The following is an 18,285-nucleotide window of genomic DNA, read 5'->3' on the forward strand; positions in this document are numbered from 1 at the left end:
TTCCATGCCCATGGATCGGCTGCTCAAGGTGTACTCGTGAAATTCATCCTCTCCCTCTTTACGTTCTTTAGCCTATTGTGTGTAAATCTTGCACATGCAAGCTTACTCAAAATAGCGCCTGAAACGGTCGAAGCACAAGCATGGTCTATTGTCGATGCGCAGTCTGGACAAATTATTGCCGAGCACAATAGCCACGTTCAACGTGCCCCTGCTTCACTCACTAAGATGATGGTTGCTTATATCGCATTAAAAGAAATTGAGGCAGGAAAATTACGTAAAGAAGATATCCTAACGGCTACACCTGTTGTAAATACGGTCATGTGGGATGAGTCCCAAATGTATTTAAAAACGGGCGAAAAAATTTCAGTTGACCAACTACTGGCAGGACTCATTGTCATGTCTGCAAATGATGCAGCTGTTACACTAGCCGAGAAAATCTCAGGTAGCGTCCCTCAATTTGTTGCTCGTATGAATCAAGAAGCACAAGCTCTTGGGATGAAAGATACACATTTTAGTAATCCTGCTGGAATTACGATGCCTGATCACTATTCGACAGCAGCAGATTTAGGTTTATTAGCCAAAGCCATCGTTCAAGATACGCCTGAATATTTATATTATTCAAAAATGCCTAGCTTCAGTTATAACCAAAGATTCCATCATGCAACTAACCTCGCACTCAAAATGGATCCGACCGCAGATGGTCTTAAAACAGGTTATACCAAAGCTGCTGGTTATAATTTGGCACTAACAGCAGAGCGTCCAACATTCAATCCTGATGTCGAGAAACGCCGTTTGATCGTTGTGGTTTTGGGAACACCTAGCGCGGTAAAACGTGCTGAAGTCGCACACAAGTTAATGAATCTTGCATTTACTTATACACGGGATGAAGTTGTAATCCCCAAGCACCGATTAATTGCAGAACTTCCTGTAATTCGTTCAACGCTAAAAATGTTCAGAGTAGAAACACAACAACCTACTATTGTGACAACTTCTCTTTATGATCGACCAATGCCTATTGATCTGAATACATTTAATCTTTTGACTCAGCGCATCCACCTAGTTGACGCAAATCAATTGGTCACTACAGTTGAACCGCTCCAAAGCACCAATACACATATCAATATTGAATTGAATGAACAGCATCTGACAGCGCCGCTGATGCAAGTCATGAACTTAGCGACAGTTTCGGTTTATCAGAATAATCAATTGATCCGAAGTCTCCAGATTGAAAATGATGTACAAATTGAAGAAGCTAATATTTTTCAAAAAATTATGATCTGGTTTTCTAATTTATTTTCATTTTTTTCAACAAATGACACTCAGAGTGCCAAACTCTACCCATTAAATCAAGGGTAGAAACTCGACTATTTTTCTCAAGATTAACCATAGAATCCAGTGAAAAGGATGGCATAATCGGACCATCCTTTCACAAAAATAATTAGGTTGATCATGAGCAAAACCTTACATCATATCGTGATTGTGGGTGGTGGCGCAGGTGGTTTAGAGCTTGCAACACAGTTAGGTGAACGTTTTGGCAGACGAAAGAAAGCTAAAATTACCCTAGTTGACCAAAACCTCACTCATATTTGGAAACCTCTACTACACGAAATTGCCGCTGGCTCGCTTAACCCCCACGAAGAACAAACCAATTATTTTGCACATGCAGAAAAACATCACTTTGAGTTTGTACTCGGTAGCCTTGTCGCAGTTGATAAAGATCAAAAACAAATCACGCTTTCCCCTCCTCAGCTTTCTAAAGAACACACCCCTGTTATTCAAGATCTCAATTATGACACCTTAGTTCTCGCCGTTGGATCTGTGTCGAATGACTTTGGAACTGAAGGTGTACGTGAATATTGTCACTTCTTGGATAGCCGACAACAAGCAGATGTATTCCAACAAGATTTATTCCACCTTTATATCGAAGCTCAAAATCAGTCAACTGAACGTGCTTTAAATATCGGTATTGTTGGTGCTGGCGCTACAGGTGTTGAACTTGCTGCCGAATTGATTGAAACAACTAAAAACTTTTATCGTTACGGCTTGAAAAAAATCGACCCTAAACAAGTCAAGATCACTTTAATCGAAGCCTCAGATCGCATCTTACCCGCATTGAATGAGAAGACAGCTGCACACAGCGCCAAGCAACTCAAGAAAATGGGTATTGATGTTTTGACTGAACATAAAGTTCAAAAAGTAGATGAGTCAAACGTTTATTTTAGTAATGGTGAAGTTTTACATTCAGACATTACCGTTTGGGCTGCTGGGGTTAAAGCACCTAAAATCTTAGAAACACTTCATGACTTTAAGCGTGACAAGATTAATCGTTTGATGGTTTATGCAACACTACAAACGCAGACTGATCCAAATGTATTCGCTTTTGGTGATTGTGCAAACTGTCAGCTAGATGCTCGTCAACCACCTCTCGGACCTCGTGCTCAAGTCGCTAGTCAACAAGCAACTTTTTTAGTTGATGCTATGGCAGCACGTATTGCAAGCACACCACAACCGATGTTCAGCTTTAATGATAAAGGTTCATTGGTTTCGTTAAGTCGTAATCAAGCTGTGGGTGAATTACTCGGCGATGTTAGCGTTCAAGGGTTTATTGCAAAAACCATGTACGTTTCCCTTTATCGACTACATCAAGCCAACATTCACGGCTACACACAAGCAGGCATGCTGACGATGAAAGATTTTCTAACTCGTCGTGTACGTCCAAAAATTAAGCTTTATTGAGTTGAAATCTTAAATTTCGTTCCCATTTATAACGAAATAGTTTCAAAAAGTGGAAAATAGTCAACAAAATCTATTTTTCACTTTATGATATACATCTAAATTGATTGAATGGATCAGACAACATGACTGCTATTGCAAATAACCACGTGGTTTCATTCCACTACACTTTAACAAACGCTGAGGGTGAAACACTTGATCAATCTCAAGGTGAACCACTTGCATATTTGCACGGCGCAGGCAACATCATCCCTGGTCTAGAAAATGCTCTTACAGGTAAAACTGTTGGTGAAAAATTCACTGTAAACGTACCTGCTGCTGAAGGCTACGGTGAATATAACCCTGATCTAGTTCAAGAAGTTCCAGCTCAAATGTTCCAAGGCGTGGATAACATCCAAGCGGGCATGCAGTTCCAAGCTCAAACTGATGATGGCGTTCAAATCGTAACTGTTAAAGCTGTTGAAGGTGACAACGTTATCGTTGATGCAAACTTCCCATTAGCTGGTCAAGATCTTACTTTCGAAGTTGAAATCGTTGAAATTCGTGATGCGACTCAAGAAGAGTTAGATCACGGTCACGTACACGGTGTAGGTGGTCACCACCACTAATTCCTCTGTGAATTAGAACATCTCAAAAAGCAAAGCCTCGGCTTTGCTTTTTCTTCACATAAGCACCTATAAAATATAAATAATAATTTTTAAAGAACTTTATAGAATTGCTATGTCAAATACTTATCAATTAATCTGGTTCCGCCAAGACCTCCGCGTCCGTGATCAGGCAGCTTTATGGCATGCCCGTCAGAATGGTCCATGTATAGCGATTTGTATTCTGTCACCTGAACAATGGCAACGTCATGACGATGCGGATATTAAAATTGATTTTTATTTGCGCCAACTTTTAGAGCTAAAAACAGAACTTTCCAAACTACAGATCCCTTTACTCATATTTACTGTGCCTCTTTGGGATGACATTGCGAAGTTTTTTGTTGATCTCACAGAAAAATTACCATTTGAAAATGTGTATGCCAATATTGAATTTGGCTTCAATGAACTCAAACGCGATAATGAAGTACAACAAAGTTTAAATCGTCAAAAAAAAGAACTGATACTGTTTCAAGATCGAACGCTGTTTCCAGTTGCAAGTATTCGAACTCAATCGAATCTACCCTATCAAGTTTTTGGTGCTTTCAAAAAAAGTTGCTATCAACGCTTAGAACTCGGTTTACCTCAGTGTTATCCAATCCCAGAAACCCAAGCACCCATAGAGTTTGATTTTTGTCAGCTACACCAAACAGATTTACAGCACATCCAAAATCACTATGCTGACAAAATTAAAGACAAAAATGCGAGTGAATGGCGAGTGGGTGAAAAACATGCGAGAAACCTACTCAATCAGTTTGTTGAAAAACGAATTATTCAATATAACGCTTTACGGGACTACCCTTCGGTTAAAGGAACTAGTCAACTTTCTGCTTATTTAAATATTGGAATCATTTCAATTCGTCAGTGCATTCAAGCAGCATTTAGACATCAACAAGGTGATTTTGTTATACAGTCCGAAGGACAACAAACGTGGTTAAATGAATTATTATGGCGTGAGTTTTATCAACATATATTATTTGATTTTCCACAAGTTTCTAAGCACTTGCCTTTTAAAGCTGCAACACAGAATGTTCAATGGCGTGATGATAGCGAAGGTTTTGAAAAATGGAAACGAGGACAAACAGGTATTCCAATTGTTGATGCGGGTATGCGTCAACTTCTTTCTACAGGTTGGATGCACAACCGAGTTCGCATGATTTGTGCCATGTTCCTAACTAAAAATCTATTAATTGATTGGCGTAAAGGTGAACAATGGTTCATGCAAAACCTGATTGATGGCGATCTAGCTGCAAATAATGGCGGTTGGCAATGGTGTGCATCCACAGGAACTGATGCAGCTCCCTATTTCCGAATTTTTAATCCAATTAGCCAATCGCAAAAGTTCGATGAAAATGGCGTTTATATTCGACGTTGGGTACCAGAACTAACTCAACTAGATGCCAAACGCATTCATGAGCCTTATGCCCAAAATACCGCATTGAAATTAGATTATCCCCATCCAATTGTTGACTTAAAAACCAGTCGAGAACGTGCTATTCAAGCTTTCCAAGCATTATCATAAACTAGTCCAATAGCCTTCTTACACTAAAGTTAAATAATGTGTGTATGAAGGTTTATTTTCAAATAATTATGGTTCACAACGAAAACTTCGAAGAAGAATCAAAGCATTAAAATGTCAAATTATTCACATATTATAACCAAGAGATCATCACGGTATCGTTAAAATAAGTTATTTTATAAGTATGATAAGTTGATGAATCATTGAAAAATTTAGCAATAATCACAGATAAATGACTTTAATATTTTGAACAATATTGATTAATTAAGAGTAAGCCTATGTCACATTCACATCATTCAGAACTTCATGTTATGCAACGTTCAGGGTGGCTGCGTGCCGCAGTTCTTGGGGCGAATGATGGAATCATCTCCGTCACTAGTTTAGTTATGGGGGTAGCTGCAAGCGGTGTTAGTTCTCATACTTTATTGATTACCTGTATCGCAGGATTAATCTCAGGTGCTACATCTATGGCTGCAGGAGAATATATTTCGGTTAAGTCACAAGAAGATATAGAAACATCTGATCTTCGAAGAGAAGCTAAAGAACTTGAGAAAAACCCTCATGCTGAATTAAAAGAACTGACTGAAATCTATATCTCACGGGGTTTAAATCCTGAACTTGCACATGAGGTTGCAACTCAATTAACTGCACATGATGCACTTGGCGCACATGCTCGCGATGAAATTGGAATTCACGAAAATACAGCAGCAAATCCCATTCAAGCAGCATTATCTTCTGCCGCATCATTTTCATGTGGTGCAGCACTCCCCATGCTAGCTATTTTATTAAGTTCAAATGAATGGGTATCAAAAACTGTTTTAATTACGGGTGTTCTGTCTTTGGCTGTTCTAGGCGCTTTATCGAGTTATTTTGCACGCACATCGATGCTTAAAGGAAGCCTAAGAATAGTGATTTGGGGCGTGATCGCAATGGCATTTTCTAGTTGGGTAGGCTCATTATTTAATGTGCAGCCCTTGTAAGATAGCCATTTTATTTTGACCAATCAATCAAACTACAAATTAATAATATATCCCAAGCATCATTAAGATTTTTTTCAAAATTAGGTGTATGATGACATATAACACAAAGCCTAGTTTGATGGTCTGAATTAACCAAAAGCTAACTTTCTGGTTTGAAATGTCCAATGTAGAGAAGTGTCTTGATACATCGACTTGGGATATTGTTGGCTTTTGCAACAATTGCATTACAGATCGCTGTTTTTTTACAGCCTTTATTGCCGCATGTGAGACTGTTTTGCTTCTGTCTACCCAAATAAAACAAAAATTACATCTACATTCGGAACAAGTTTTACATACTGATCACCACAGTTTGCATCTAGATCAGCCTCAAGCAGATTCTCATTCTGATCAGCACCATCACGATCTTAATCACCAATGTCCTTTTTGTTTCTTTTATGGACACTTAGTTGCACCCCCCACACTTGGGATTAAAGAAGTATTCGTGCGTGTACAAGTCCGATACTTGCATTTGTATCAAGTATTTATTGGTTTCTTCTTTTCACTACAACGTCTATTTCTCATCCCTCAAGGTCGAGCCCCGCCCTCTACGTTCTCAATGTATTCATTTATTTAATCAATTATTGAGAATGTGAGTTTATCTATGCTTAATCATTTTTCTTTTGCTGATCTTCAGCAAGAGCGTGTTACACACAGCCTTAAAAAAGCACTCTTTCACTCTGTTAATCAAAATATTTTGATCAGCGAAATGGAGGATTCATCATGGATCTAGGCTTAACAGCATTAGAACTGGCACGAATCCAGTTCGCTTTTACGGTTTCCTTTCATATTATTTTTCCTGCAACCTCGATTGGTCTCGCTTGTTTTCTTGCTGTACTAGAGTGGAAATGGCTTAGAAGTCACAATCCGATTTATCAAGATTTATATAAATATTGGTTAAAAATTTTCGCTGTCACGTTTGGTATGGGTGTCGTTTCTGGGGTAGTCATGAGCTATCAGTTTGGCACTAACTGGAGTGAATTTTCTCGGATTGCGGGCAGTGTAACTGGCCCACTGTTAACCTATGAGGTGCTTTCTGCCTTTTTCCTAGAGGCAGGCTTTCTCGGCGTCATGCTATTTGGCTGGGGGCGTGTCAGTGAAAAGGCACACTTTTTTGCTACATTTATGGTTGCTGTAGGTACATGTATTTCAATGTTTTGGATCTTATCTTCAAATAGTTGGATGCAAACACCTCAAGGTTTCGCAATAGAAAATGGCATTATTGTGCCGACTGATTGGTTTGCCATCGTATTCAATCCTTCCTTCTCTTACCGATTTGCACATATGGCTGTTGCAGCCTTTTTAGTTTCAGCTTTGGTTGTTGCAGCCACTGCTGCTTGGCATCTATTACGTGGTCGTCGGGATGCTTTAGTTAAAAAATCCTTTTCTATGGCTATGTGGATGATTCTATTTGCTGCACCTGCACAAGTTTTGATTGGAGATCATCACGGTTTAAATACTTTAAAGCATCAACCAGCGAAATTAGCTGCAATGGAAGGACATTGGGAAACCAATGTAGATGAAGCGATGCCTCTGTATTTATTTGGTATCCCTGATATGCAAGCTGAAAAGACCAAATATGCAGTTGGGATTCCTTATCTAGGTAGTCTCATTTTAACTCACAGTCTAGATGGTCAAGTTAAAGGTCTTAAAGAGTTTGCACCAGAAGATCGTCCAAATTCGACTTTGGTATTTTGGAGTTTCCGTATCATGGTGGGTCTCGGCACACTCATGGTTCTACTCGCTTTGATTGGTCTTTTACTTCGCAAGAAGCAACAGTTATTCGAGAAAAAGTGGTTCCATAAATTTGCATTAATCATGGGACCTACAGGCTATATCGCATTGTTAGCAGGATGGTTTACGACCGAGCTAGGTCGCCAACCATGGGTTGTTTATGGTGTGTTACGAACTAAAGATGCTCTGTCTAGCGTATCAGCTGATCAAGTCGGTATTACCCTGATTATTTTTGTCATTGTATACACTGTTGTATTTGGTACAGGCATCTATTACATCTTCAAACTCATGCACAAAGGACCACAATTTATTCACACACCGATAGAGGAACAAGGTGGTGTTGGTCATTTTAAAACACCAATGCGCCCACTCAGTGCTGTAGATGAACGTCTTGAATCCAATGATCATGAGAAAGGAGAATAAGCATGGATATTTCACTAATCTGGGCAATGATTATTGCATTAGGTGTTTTGATATATGTTGTTCTAGATGGTTTTGATCTTGGCATCGGTATTTTGTTTCCCTTTATTCAGGACCAACAAGAACGTGATGTCATGATGAATACGGTTGCACCTGTTTGGGATGGCAATGAAACATGGATGGTATTAGGGGGAGCAGGTCTTTTTGCTGCCTTCCCAATCGTTTATGCCACTGTGCTTTCTGCCTTATATATGCCGATTACGCTCATGGTGATTGCCCTTATTTTTAGGGGTGTCGCTTTTGAGTTTAGATTCAAGGCCAATCGTACCAAAGCACTCTGGGACTTGGCATTCATCGGAGGTTCCACGATTGCTAGTTTTCTCCAAGGAATGATTTTAGGTGCATATATTCAGGGCTTAAAAACTGAAAATGGAATATTCGTTGGTGGTAGTTTTGACTGGTTTACCCCATTTTCTATGTTTACAGGCATAGGTGTGGTCGTGATGTATGCTGCATTAGGCTGTGGTTGGTTAATTTTGAAAACTGATGATGGTCTACAAGAGAAAATGTATGAGCTGATGCCAAAATTAATTATTGCTTTATTCATTATTTTTGCTGCTGTCAGTTTATATACACCTTATAGCCAACCTGCAATTGCAGCGAAATGGTTTACTGTGCCACAACTGATTTATTTTAGCCCTGTTCCAATCTTGGTGATTATTTTTACCGTATTAACTTGGCGAGCTTGCCTAAACCGAAATGAACATAAGCCTTTTCTCTACACATTAGTACTGATGTTCCTCGCCTACTCAGGCTTTGTGATTACTTTATGGCCCAACATCATTCCTCCATCAGTTACCATTTGGGAAGCTGCTGCGCCACGAAATAGTCAAATGTTTGCATTAATTGGTGCTGTCGTGATGATTCCGATCATTTTGGCATACACCTTTTGGGGTTACTGGATTTTTAGAGATAAAGTTCGTGTTGGTGACCAAGGCTATCATTGAGGTTAAATCAAATGAAATCATCACAAGTAAAATGGTTTATTGGACTTTGGTTTGTTGGCTTTTTAGGTCTAGCTCTGATCGCAGGCATATTTAAGGCTTTGCTCATGCTGGCTTATTCTTAATCCAATGTTTTGATGTTTGGCTACACAGTTAGCCAAGCATCTTTATATCTATTTAAATAACATAAGTTTTGATCATTCTTTAAAGAAATAGCCATTATTATTTGCCATTTTTTAAGCATTTAAGCTATGTTGAATAAAAATGATGTAGGTAAAGAATATGACTATTTTAGAATTATTAGAAATTAAACATCCCATTTTTATTTCACCAATGGCTGGTGTTTCCACACCTGAACTTGCAGCGGAGGTGTCTAACCAAGGCGCTCTTGGTGCACTTGGGTTAGGTGCAAACACACCTGAAGCAGCTAAAGAACAGATCATTAAAACACAATCATTAACTGATAAACCTTTTCAGGTGAACTTCTTTTGTCATCAATCTGAACAGCTTGATCACGATGTAGCACAACAATGGATCAACTACCTACGCCCTCATTTTGAGAAATTTGATGCACAACCACCCCAACAACTGAATTGTATATATCCTAGCTTTTTAGACAGCGATGATTATTTGGATATTGTTTTACAAACCCAACCCAAAGCTGTCAGTTTCCATTTCGGCATTCCCAAAGCTCATCAAATTTCTGCACTAAAACAAGCAGGAATTATCACCATGGTTTCTGCAACAAATTTAATTGAAGCCCAAGCCATTGAAGCTGCTGGTATAGATTTGATCATCGCTCAAGGTATAGAAGCTGGAGGACATCGCGGTATTTTTAATCAAGAATTTGATGCAGCTATTAAAACTTTTGATTTGGTGAGCTTAATTTCAAAACATTGCAAAATACCAGTGATTGCTGCAGGCGGTATTATGAATGGTGATCAAGCTAAGCAGATGATGAAAGCGGGAGCGGGAGCTGTTCAACTTGGAACCGCATTTGTTCAATGTAAAAGTTCAAGTGCAAATGCGGCTTATCGAAAAGCATTGTTTAGTCAAAAAATCACCCAGATCAGTACGAGTTTATCTGGTCGCCCTGCACGTGGCTTATTGGGCACATGGCATACGGAAATTGACTCACCACAGCGACCAAAAGTTCCAGCCTACCCATACACTTATGATCTAACCAAACAACTGATGGCTATTGCCAACAAACAACAAGAATTTGGCTACAATGCATTTTGGGCAGGTAGTAATGTTGCACAAATTCGTGAACTTGAAGCAGCTGATCTCATTAACCAATTGGTTTTAGAAATGAAATCATATTAAGCACTGATCAAGGCAGAATTAAAAAAACCGATCTATTGAAGATCGGTTTTTTAATGCTTATTTAATCAAGTCTAACAATGTGTGTTGAGCATTATGTAGCTCCTCACCTTCCGCAGGTTTAGCGCGCTCCCAAACACCATCACCTTGCAATAACCATGCTTGCTGATTATCTTTCAGATAGTTAAGCAGACCTTGTTGATAAATACGTTTTTTCAATGCAGGGTCTTCAATTGGGAAACAAGCTTCAACACGGTTGAATAAATTACGATCCATCCAGTCTGCACTCGAACAAAAAATACGTGGATTTCCATTATTGCTAAAGTAATAAACACGGGTATGTTCTAAGAAACGTCCAACGATCGAACGGACACGAATATTTTCTGACAAGTTCGGTAAACCAGGACGTAAACAGCAAATTGAACGAATAATTAAGTCAATCTGAACACCCGCTTGAGATGCCTCATACAATTTATTGATCAATTGAACTTCAGTTAAAGCATTTACTTTGACGATGATTTGAGCTGGCTTACCTGCTTTTGCATTAGCAATTTCATCATCAATATAGTTAATCAATTGAGCATGTAAAGTAAATGGAGCATGCAAGAGCTTCTTCGGCTTCGCCATTTTGCCCATGCCAGTTAACTCTTGGAATATGCGATGTACGTCTTCACATAAATCTTTGTCTGTCGTCATCAAACCATAGTCCGTATAGATACGGGCATTGGTTGCATGGTAATTACCTGTACCCAAATGAACATAACGGACTAGTTTATTATTCTCACGACGCACAACTAAGATCATTTTGGCATGTGTTTTGTAGCCTACGATGCCGTATACAACGACCGCACCTGCTTCTTGCAAAACGTTTGCAACCTCGATGTTTGACTCTTCATCAAAACGAGCCCGCAATTCAATTACTGCTGTGACTTCTTTGCCATTCCGTGCAGCTTCAGCAAGTACCTGAACAATTTCAGAATCAGCACCACTTCGATACAAAGTCTGCTTAATTGCAAGCACTTGTGGATCACGTGCTGCTTCACGTAATAATTGAATTACAGGTGCAAAAGATTCGAATGGATGATGCAGCAAAATATCTTGCTTTTGCATCGCAGAAAATACACTTTCGGATTTCTTAAATGCTTTTGGAATAATCGGTGTGTGGGAATCATATCGTAAATGTGGACGTTTAAAATTAGACAACAAACGCGCCAAATTTACAGGACCATCTACACGATAAAGTTGCTCTTCATTTAGATCAAATTCATCTAACAAATATTCATAGATGTGTTTTGGACAATTATGAGTTACTTCTAAACGTACAGCACGACCAAAACGACGAGAACTTAACTCACCTTTTAATGCTTTCGCTAAGTCTTCAACATCTTCATTAAGTGCTAAATCAGCATTACGTGTTACACGGAACTGATAACAACCTGTCGCTGTCATACCAGGGAATAAATCAGATACATGCTCATGGATAATCGCAGATAGCATGACATGATGTTCTTTTCCACCAGTCAGTTCATCAGGTAAACGAACCACACGAGGTAATGAGCGCGGTGCAGGTACGACAGCTAGATCAATTTGACGACCAAAAGCATCTTTACCTTCTAAGGTCACGATAAAGTTTAGACTTTTATTCACTAAACGAGGAAATGGATGCGCTGGATCAAGACTAATTGGCGTTAACACAGGAGCGACTTGCTCTTGAAAATACTTTTTAATCCATGCTGACTGTGCAGGTGTCAACTCACCACGGCGTAGGAAACAAATGTCTTCTTCACGCAACTTAGGTAAGATCTGCTCGTTTAGAATTCGATATTGTCGTTCAATTGCAGCATGAGCAGTAACAGAGATTTGATCTAAAACTTGCTTTGGAGTTAAGCCATCTGGTGTGCGACTTTCATTGCCCAGAGTTAGTTGCTCCATCATCCCTGCAACACGGATTTCAAAAAACTCATCTAAATTGCGGGAAAAGATCAGTAAGAAATTCATACGCTCCAATAACGGATGAAGTGGGTCGACAGCCTGTTCCAAGACACGTAAATGGAAATCGAGGATGGATAATTCGCGATTAATATAACGATCGTTGTAACTATATTCTATTGGCGTTGTTGTCGTCACTGCCGTATTCATACTGAACCTTGTTATTTATGCATTCATCTACTGATAATTTAAGTATGCTGCAAATTTATGTCAATTTGGTAAAAAAGCCCAAAAATATTGAGCTTTTTTAATCGATCGGATTATTCTGGAAGCTGTGTTCCGTTCATATATCTCAATATGACGCGTTTGCGATATTGCAACTTACGGTCATTACGATGATCTTGATAATACTTAGGATTTGGTAACAACGCTGCTAAAAATGCGGCTTGTTCACGTGTTAAGCTTTTTGAACTTTTCCCATAATAATATTGTGTTGCAGCTTCAACCCCATAAATATTTTCACCAAATTCTACAGAGTTCATATATACCTCTAAAATTCGGCGCTTTGACCACATCCGCTCCATCATCCACGTTGCAACTGCTTCCTGTCCTTTGCGAATAAACGAACGTTGGTTGTATAAAAATAGGTTTTTTGCCAATTGTTGAGAAATTGTTGATCCACCTGCAACCACTTCACCCTTCTCATTATTACGTTCTAAAGCATGCTGGATACCTGCCCAATCGAATCCATGATGATGAACAAACTTCGCATCTTCGGCTGCAAGAATTGCGTGCTTAAAGTTGTCACTAATCTCATCATAATCTCGCCAATCTTGCTGAATTGGTTTCATATCAGACCAATAGTCCAACCGCATAAACATTGTGGTTTCAACTGGATTGGTTCTCCACCAAACTAAACTTGCAAAGATCCAAAGTTGGATGAGGAGTATCACTCCAATAATCAACATTACTGCACGTGCTAAAAAGGCTTTCATTAAAGTGCATCACTCCTAGGGCAACGAATTCATGCTAAGCTGTTTTTTATATTGATGACTAGCTTAGACACATATGACTGACATGACACCACCACAAATCAATCAAAAGTTGAGAATCCATACATGGTGGTTTACCGCATTACTTATTGCCGTCAATGTCAGTTTATTTGGTTGGCAAATTCTTTCAGGTGTGAATATTACCGACCCTTCACCTCTAGATGCAATTGCTTGGGGTGCAGATTTTACTCCACTTACATTCTTATCTCAGCCTGAGCGCCTATTTACTAGCATGTTTTTCCATTTTGGACTCATCCATCTGATGCTAAATATGTGGGCGCTTTATATTTTTGGCAGTGTAGCTGAACAACTATTTGGTCGTTCCTATTATATAGGTATGTATTTTCTTGCTGGTTTAATGGGAAGTGTATTATCGAGTTATCTCTCGATTCGAGATGCATATGATTTGCTACAAAACTTTGATGCTGCTTTATTACCTCGTATTAGCGCAGGTGCATCAGGTGCTGTTATGGGACTCGGTGCTTCATTGACCGTAATTTCATTATTGCCTCAACTCGCAAATCAACGTTTTATTCTAGATAAAAAATCATTACTCATGATTATGGCAATCAACCTTGTGTTTGGTTTCACCGTATCTGGCATCAACAATGCCGCACATATCGGTGGCATGTTGATGGGTGGTTTGTTAGCGGGCTTATGGTATCTGTCTCAAAAAACACAACGAACTGGTGTATTCCAATTTATAGCACTGCTTGTTGCAGTCTCGACTTTAAGCATCTTTTATTGGTATTGCACCCGACTCAGCACAGAACTCACTTCTTTGTGGACTGAGATTCTGCGCCAAAATCAGATCAGTTTTTAAGACTGATTAATTTCTCTTAAACTTTGCAAAGGTGGTATATCACAGAGATAGCTCAAGCGATAACGACCTATCAATGTACATACCACCATCATCGTCAAAGGAAGAATAATCCAGATTTCTGGATGCCATTGAATAGACATTTGCATTTTATAGCTAGCGATAGCACTGATCACCTCAGCAAAAAAACACGCCACAACACCTGAGACTAATCCAATAAAACCGATTTCTAAACTCAACATGCGTTTTAATCGATTCTTAGCGATTCCAAATGATCTTAACAGTGCCACTTCTCGACGACGTTCATCCATCAATACATTTAAGCACGCAATCAAGACTAAGATACCTGACAAACCAACCAACATTGCAAGTACTGTCACGATCTGAACCAACACAGTCATCAAACGTTTCACTTCATCTAGAACACGTCCAACATCAATAAAAACAGTATTTGAAAATTGCTGAATCAACTCAACCATTTTTGCCTTATCAGTTGGCGGAACATAAAAACTACCTAAATAACTTCCAGCATTTTCATCCATCGTTTTAGGTGAAAAAATGAAAAAGAAATTGGGGCTAAAACTTTCCCATTCTACGGAGCGTAAATTAATCACGGTTGCATTCAAGCTTCCTTCAGGCAGACTAAAGCTCAGTTGATCGCCAATCTTGATTCCAAGTTCACTCGCCAATTTTTCTTCAACAGAAACTTGCCCAGTTTGAGTAAATGTTGAACGTCCTTGAGTAATCACATTATCTTTAGGGTACTCAGAGGACTGCGTAAGATTTAATTCACGACGTAATGAGTTATTTTCTTTGATCAATTCTGGAGAGAAAGCTACACCATTTTTTGAAATCAATCGACCTCGAATATTTGGATACAACGGCGTTGAACTCCAATGATTCTGTTCCAACGATTGTTTCAACAAAGGCATGTCAAATGGGGGCAGACCATACACAAATTGATTAGGTGTTCCCTCTGGAAGTTGTTGTTGCCAACGCTCAAGTAAGTCTGTTCTCAATACACTTAGTACCGTAATTAAGCTTAACCCCAATGCAAGTGCCGTAATTTGCAATGCAGTTTGATGCGGTATCCGAACATAGGCAGATAATGGGTGCTTTAATTGTTTGATCAGTTTGAGAAGCAACCAAATAACAGCATATAAGACTCCACAAAGCACAAGAATTGCAGCGAGAACCATTAGGCTCAATTGTAAATTATCACTAAGAACTAAACTAAAAATCATTAAACTGATCGTGCCGATAGCAAACATTGCTATATAGGATTTGCGTGAACGTTCTTGTTGACGAATTACGCGTATTGGCGGCGTATTTAATAACTCCCAAATACTCGGCAGAATAAAACCAATCAAAACCATTACACTGGTGAAAATAGCAATCGGTAATGCCATCAGGATATCAAATACAGCAAAACTAACTTGTAGTTGCGGAATGAGCTGCAACATCAATTGCAATAATCCATAGCCTAATGCGATTCCAATCAGGCTTCCTAACACGATGGAAATAGCACTTACCAAGGCTAACAAGCCTAAATAAGCAATCAATATCTGTTTCTTACTTGAACCCAAACACCGCATCAAAGCAATATGATCTTGGTTTTGTTGTACATAACGTTGACTAGTTAGAGCAATCGCAATCCCACAAAGCAAAATAGTAAGTAAATTGGCGAGCTGTAGGAATGTATCCAAATTCTCGATTGGTTTCATTAATCGTGTATTGGACTGACTAGCATCACGTAATCGAAGTGAAGTTTGTTCCGAATTTTCTACAGATGAATTTGCATTCGGAGAGGTTTCATCCTCTTGATGCGTTTGCTGCTTATAAATCGTTTTAAATGCATTTACTTGTTCTAGCTGACCCGCCATCAATAAACGATATTCAATCCGACTCCCTACTTGTATGGCATTTGTCTTCGCAATATCCGCCTGATGAATAATAACTGTTGGTGAAAATCCAGAGAAACCTAACTCTTGATTTGAATCATGTTCAATCACGCCTGTGAAAGTAAATGTTCCATCTGCAATTGCAACTTGCTCACCTAATTTAACTTTGAGTAAATCAACTGCCCGTGGGCTTAACCAGACTTGATTTGGTTGTATTGATTTGGCTTGGGGTTCAATTTCTAACTTGCCTCGTAGAGGAAATTGATCATTGACCGCTTTGACATTAACCATGACAAATTGATCTTGGGTATGTGCCATAGAACCAAATACAGTGACTGGAGAATGCTTCAAGTTCAGCTTATTCGCTTGCTCTATCCAACTGGACTGAATCGGATGATTATCCGACAACACCAGATCAGCTCCAAGCATTTCAGCTGCTTGTAAGGTCACAGCATTTTGTACTTGAGTGTTGCTAAATTTCAAAGCTGTTGTCGCACTGATCGCCAATGAAAGTGCAATAATCAGTAAATACAAACCACCCGTTCGAAAACTTTGTATCAGTAAGGGCTTTAAAATAGAACTCATATTGCCCCTCCTGACCGAACAATCTCCTGAATCTGACCATCGATGAGTTTGACATGACGTTGACAAAGTTCAGCTAAGTTTTGATCATGCGTGACTAGAACCAATGTTGTTCCCAACTCTTTGTTTAAATCAAAAAGTAATTGTTCAATCTCTTCTGCAGTTTGCCCATCTAAATTACCTGTGGGTTCATCTGCAAAAATTAATTTAGGTTCAGCAATCAAGGCACGTGCAATAGCGACACGCTGTTGCTCACCACCAGATAAAACTTTGGGTGTTTGATGAGCCTGTCGAATCAAACCAACACGCTCTAACCATGCCAACGCTTTTTTCTCAGCATCTTTAAATTGGAAGTCTGGCTGTAAACGCATCGGCAGCATGACATTTTCTAAAGCACTCAACTGTGGAAGAAGTTGAAATGACTGAAATACAAACCCAATATTTTCTAAACGAACTTGTGCTCGCTGCTCCTCTGTTAGCTGATGTACATCTTGACCACAAACCGTCAATTCACCACTACTAGGACGATCCAAAGTCGCTAAAATCCCCAACAATGTTGACTTTCCTGAACCTGAACGTCCCGTAATTGCAATCTGCTCTCCCTGATAAATCTCCAAATCAATTTCTTTTAAAATCGTTATATTTTGCTGATTAATTTGAATGGTTTGTGTAACTTTTCGAGCAGAAATAATCGGTTGTGGCATGATGTCACGTATCCTTTAGAACAAATTTTAAGTGCTATGCAAATATCTAAAGTTATCTTGTTCGTTTCTAAAACACTGGGAGCGCTTGCAATATGTGTATTCCCGACAATCGTTTCAGCTAAGACTATATTGATTGTGGGAGATAGTCTGAGTGCAGGCTATGGAATAGATGTCAAACAAGGCTGGGTTAACTTATTACAACAACGGCTTGACCAACAGTATCCGAAAAAACACAAAGTGGTCAATGCAAGTGTAAGCGGTGAAACAACAAGCGGTGCACTTGCAAGAATGCCTAAGCTATTACAAACCTATAAGCCTGAAATTGTGGTGATTGAGCTAGGTGGTAATGATGGACTTCGAGGACAACCACCTCAAATGATCCAACGTAATCTTGCTCAGTTGGTACAACTCAGTCAAAGACAAAAGGCAACAGTTTTACTGTTTGGTATGAAGATACCACCAAATTATGGAACGGCGTATAGCACAGCGTTTGAAAAAAATTATAAAGTTGTAAGTCAGCAATACAAAGTTAAGCTTTTACCTTTCTTTTTGGAGGGTGTAGCGGGTAATAAAAATCTTATTCAAAAAGATCAAATTCATCCAAATGCTCAGGCGCAGCCGATCATGTTAAATTCAGCTTATCCATATATAAAAGGTGCCTTGTAGGCCACTACTGTCCCATAGTTTGCTTTAAATAAAAAAACCTGAGTCTAAATAGTTAAAATATGAGTGCAAACAAACACTTTAACTATAAAGGACTCAGGTTTTGTCACATCAGAATACCGTATTTCATCAATTACTCAAACCCATTCTAAGACAAGATTTTGAACGTCTGGCTAAACTGCACCACTCTGGGCAAAAATTAAGATCAGCCACCCGCTGGGATCAGTTTGTTGCCATATTGATG

General features: G+C 39.1%; 15 protein-coding genes and 1 pseudogene. 12 read left to right on the forward strand and 4 right to left on the reverse strand.

From position 1 onward, the window contains the following. The first annotated feature begins 36 nt into the window (after window positions 1-36). From F948_RS09905 to F948_RS09940, 9 genes and pseudogenes are all read left to right on the forward strand, one after another. Window positions 37-1,356 carry a D-alanyl-D-alanine carboxypeptidase PBP6B gene (locus tag F948_RS09905; protein ID WP_004963309.1) on the forward strand — a complete coding sequence of 440 codons (1,320 nt, stop codon included), beginning with the start codon at window positions 37-39 and terminating at the stop codon, window positions 1,354-1,356. 93 nt (window positions 1,357-1,449) lie between these two features. Beyond that, on the forward strand, window positions 1,450-2,736 hold the full coding sequence (locus tag F948_RS09910; RefSeq protein WP_004912601.1) for an NAD(P)/FAD-dependent oxidoreductase: 1,287 nt from the start codon (window positions 1,450-1,452) through the stop codon (window positions 2,734-2,736). A 122-nt stretch (window positions 2,737-2,858) separates the two neighbouring features. Further along, window positions 2,859-3,341: an FKBP-type peptidyl-prolyl cis-trans isomerase gene (locus F948_RS09915; RefSeq protein WP_004912603.1), complete on the forward strand. Its 483-nt coding sequence runs from the start codon at window positions 2,859-2,861 to the stop codon at window positions 3,339-3,341. 112 nt (window positions 3,342-3,453) lie between these two features. Next, entirely contained in the window at window positions 3,454-4,896 is a 1,443-nt protein-coding gene (locus F948_RS09920) for a cryptochrome/photolyase family protein (protein WP_004963313.1), read from the forward strand. Between the two features lie 275 nt (window positions 4,897-5,171). Beyond that, window positions 5,172-5,873 carry a VIT1/CCC1 transporter family protein gene (locus F948_RS09925; protein ID WP_004912625.1) on the forward strand — a complete coding sequence of 234 codons (702 nt, stop codon included), beginning with the start codon at window positions 5,172-5,174 and terminating at the stop codon, window positions 5,871-5,873. Between the two features lie 179 nt (window positions 5,874-6,052). Continuing rightward, a pseudogene (locus tag F948_RS16100) lies at window positions 6,053-6,486 on the forward strand (DUF2946 domain-containing protein). 146 nt (window positions 6,487-6,632) lie between these two features. Then, complete coding sequence (locus F948_RS09930) at window positions 6,633-8,066, forward strand: cytochrome ubiquinol oxidase subunit I (protein WP_004963322.1); 1,434 nt, start codon at window positions 6,633-6,635, stop codon at window positions 8,064-8,066. A 2-nt stretch (window positions 8,067-8,068) separates the two neighbouring features. Beyond that, window positions 8,069-9,070: a cytochrome d ubiquinol oxidase subunit II gene (gene cydB / locus F948_RS09935; RefSeq protein ID WP_004963324.1), complete on the forward strand. Its 1,002-nt coding sequence runs from the start codon at window positions 8,069-8,071 to the stop codon at window positions 9,068-9,070. Window positions 9,071-9,349: 279 nt separating this feature from the next. After that, window positions 9,350-10,393, forward strand: coding sequence for an NAD(P)H-dependent flavin oxidoreductase (locus tag F948_RS09940; protein ID WP_004963325.1), 1,044 nt, complete (start codon window positions 9,350-9,352; stop codon window positions 10,391-10,393). A gap of 57 nt (window positions 10,394-10,450) precedes the next feature. On the opposite strand, the gene ppk1 is transcribed toward F948_RS09940, so the two are convergent. Both ppk1 and mtgA read right to left on the reverse strand, forming a co-directional pair. Continuing rightward, window positions 10,451-12,529, reverse strand: a complete 2,079-nt coding sequence (gene ppk1, locus F948_RS09945) for a polyphosphate kinase 1 (RefSeq protein ID WP_004963328.1) — start codon at window positions 12,527-12,529, stop codon at window positions 10,451-10,453. A 110-nt stretch (window positions 12,530-12,639) separates the two neighbouring features. After that, window positions 12,640-13,314: a monofunctional biosynthetic peptidoglycan transglycosylase gene (mtgA, locus tag F948_RS09950; RefSeq protein WP_004912643.1), complete on the reverse strand. Its 675-nt coding sequence runs from the start codon at window positions 13,312-13,314 to the stop codon at window positions 12,640-12,642. A 73-nt stretch (window positions 13,315-13,387) separates the two neighbouring features. Between mtgA and F948_RS09955 the strand changes: the two genes are divergently transcribed. Further along, complete coding sequence (locus F948_RS09955; RefSeq protein ID WP_004963329.1) at window positions 13,388-14,194, forward strand: rhomboid family intramembrane serine protease; 807 nt, start codon at window positions 13,388-13,390, stop codon at window positions 14,192-14,194. Here the strand turns inward: F948_RS09955 and F948_RS09960 are convergent. Together F948_RS09960 and F948_RS09965 are read right to left on the reverse strand one after the other, a co-directional pair. Then, window positions 14,191-16,677: an ABC transporter permease gene (locus tag F948_RS09960; RefSeq protein WP_004963333.1), complete on the reverse strand. Its 2,487-nt coding sequence runs from the start codon at window positions 16,675-16,677 to the stop codon at window positions 14,191-14,193. The two genes, F948_RS09955 and F948_RS09960, sit on opposite strands and share 4 nt — an antisense overlap. Then, on the reverse strand, window positions 16,674-17,378 hold the full coding sequence (locus tag F948_RS09965; protein WP_004963335.1) for an ABC transporter ATP-binding protein: 705 nt from the start codon (window positions 17,376-17,378) through the stop codon (window positions 16,674-16,676). The genes F948_RS09960 and F948_RS09965 overlap by 4 nt, the downstream gene beginning before the upstream one ends. Before the next feature lie 42 nt (window positions 17,379-17,420). On the opposite strand from F948_RS09965, the gene F948_RS09970 reads away from it, so the two are divergent. Then, complete coding sequence (locus F948_RS09970; RefSeq protein WP_171057543.1) at window positions 17,421-18,044, forward strand: arylesterase; 624 nt, start codon at window positions 17,421-17,423, stop codon at window positions 18,042-18,044. A gap of 100 nt (window positions 18,045-18,144) precedes the next feature. Beyond that, on the forward strand, window positions 18,145-18,285 hold a 141-nt coding region (locus F948_RS16105; RefSeq protein WP_004963338.1), incomplete at its 3' end, for a DUF4372 domain-containing protein.

The sequence above is a fragment of the Acinetobacter junii CIP 64.5 genome (genome assembly GCF_000368765.1).
Taxonomy (GTDB): domain Bacteria; phylum Pseudomonadota; class Gammaproteobacteria; order Pseudomonadales; family Moraxellaceae; genus Acinetobacter; species Acinetobacter junii.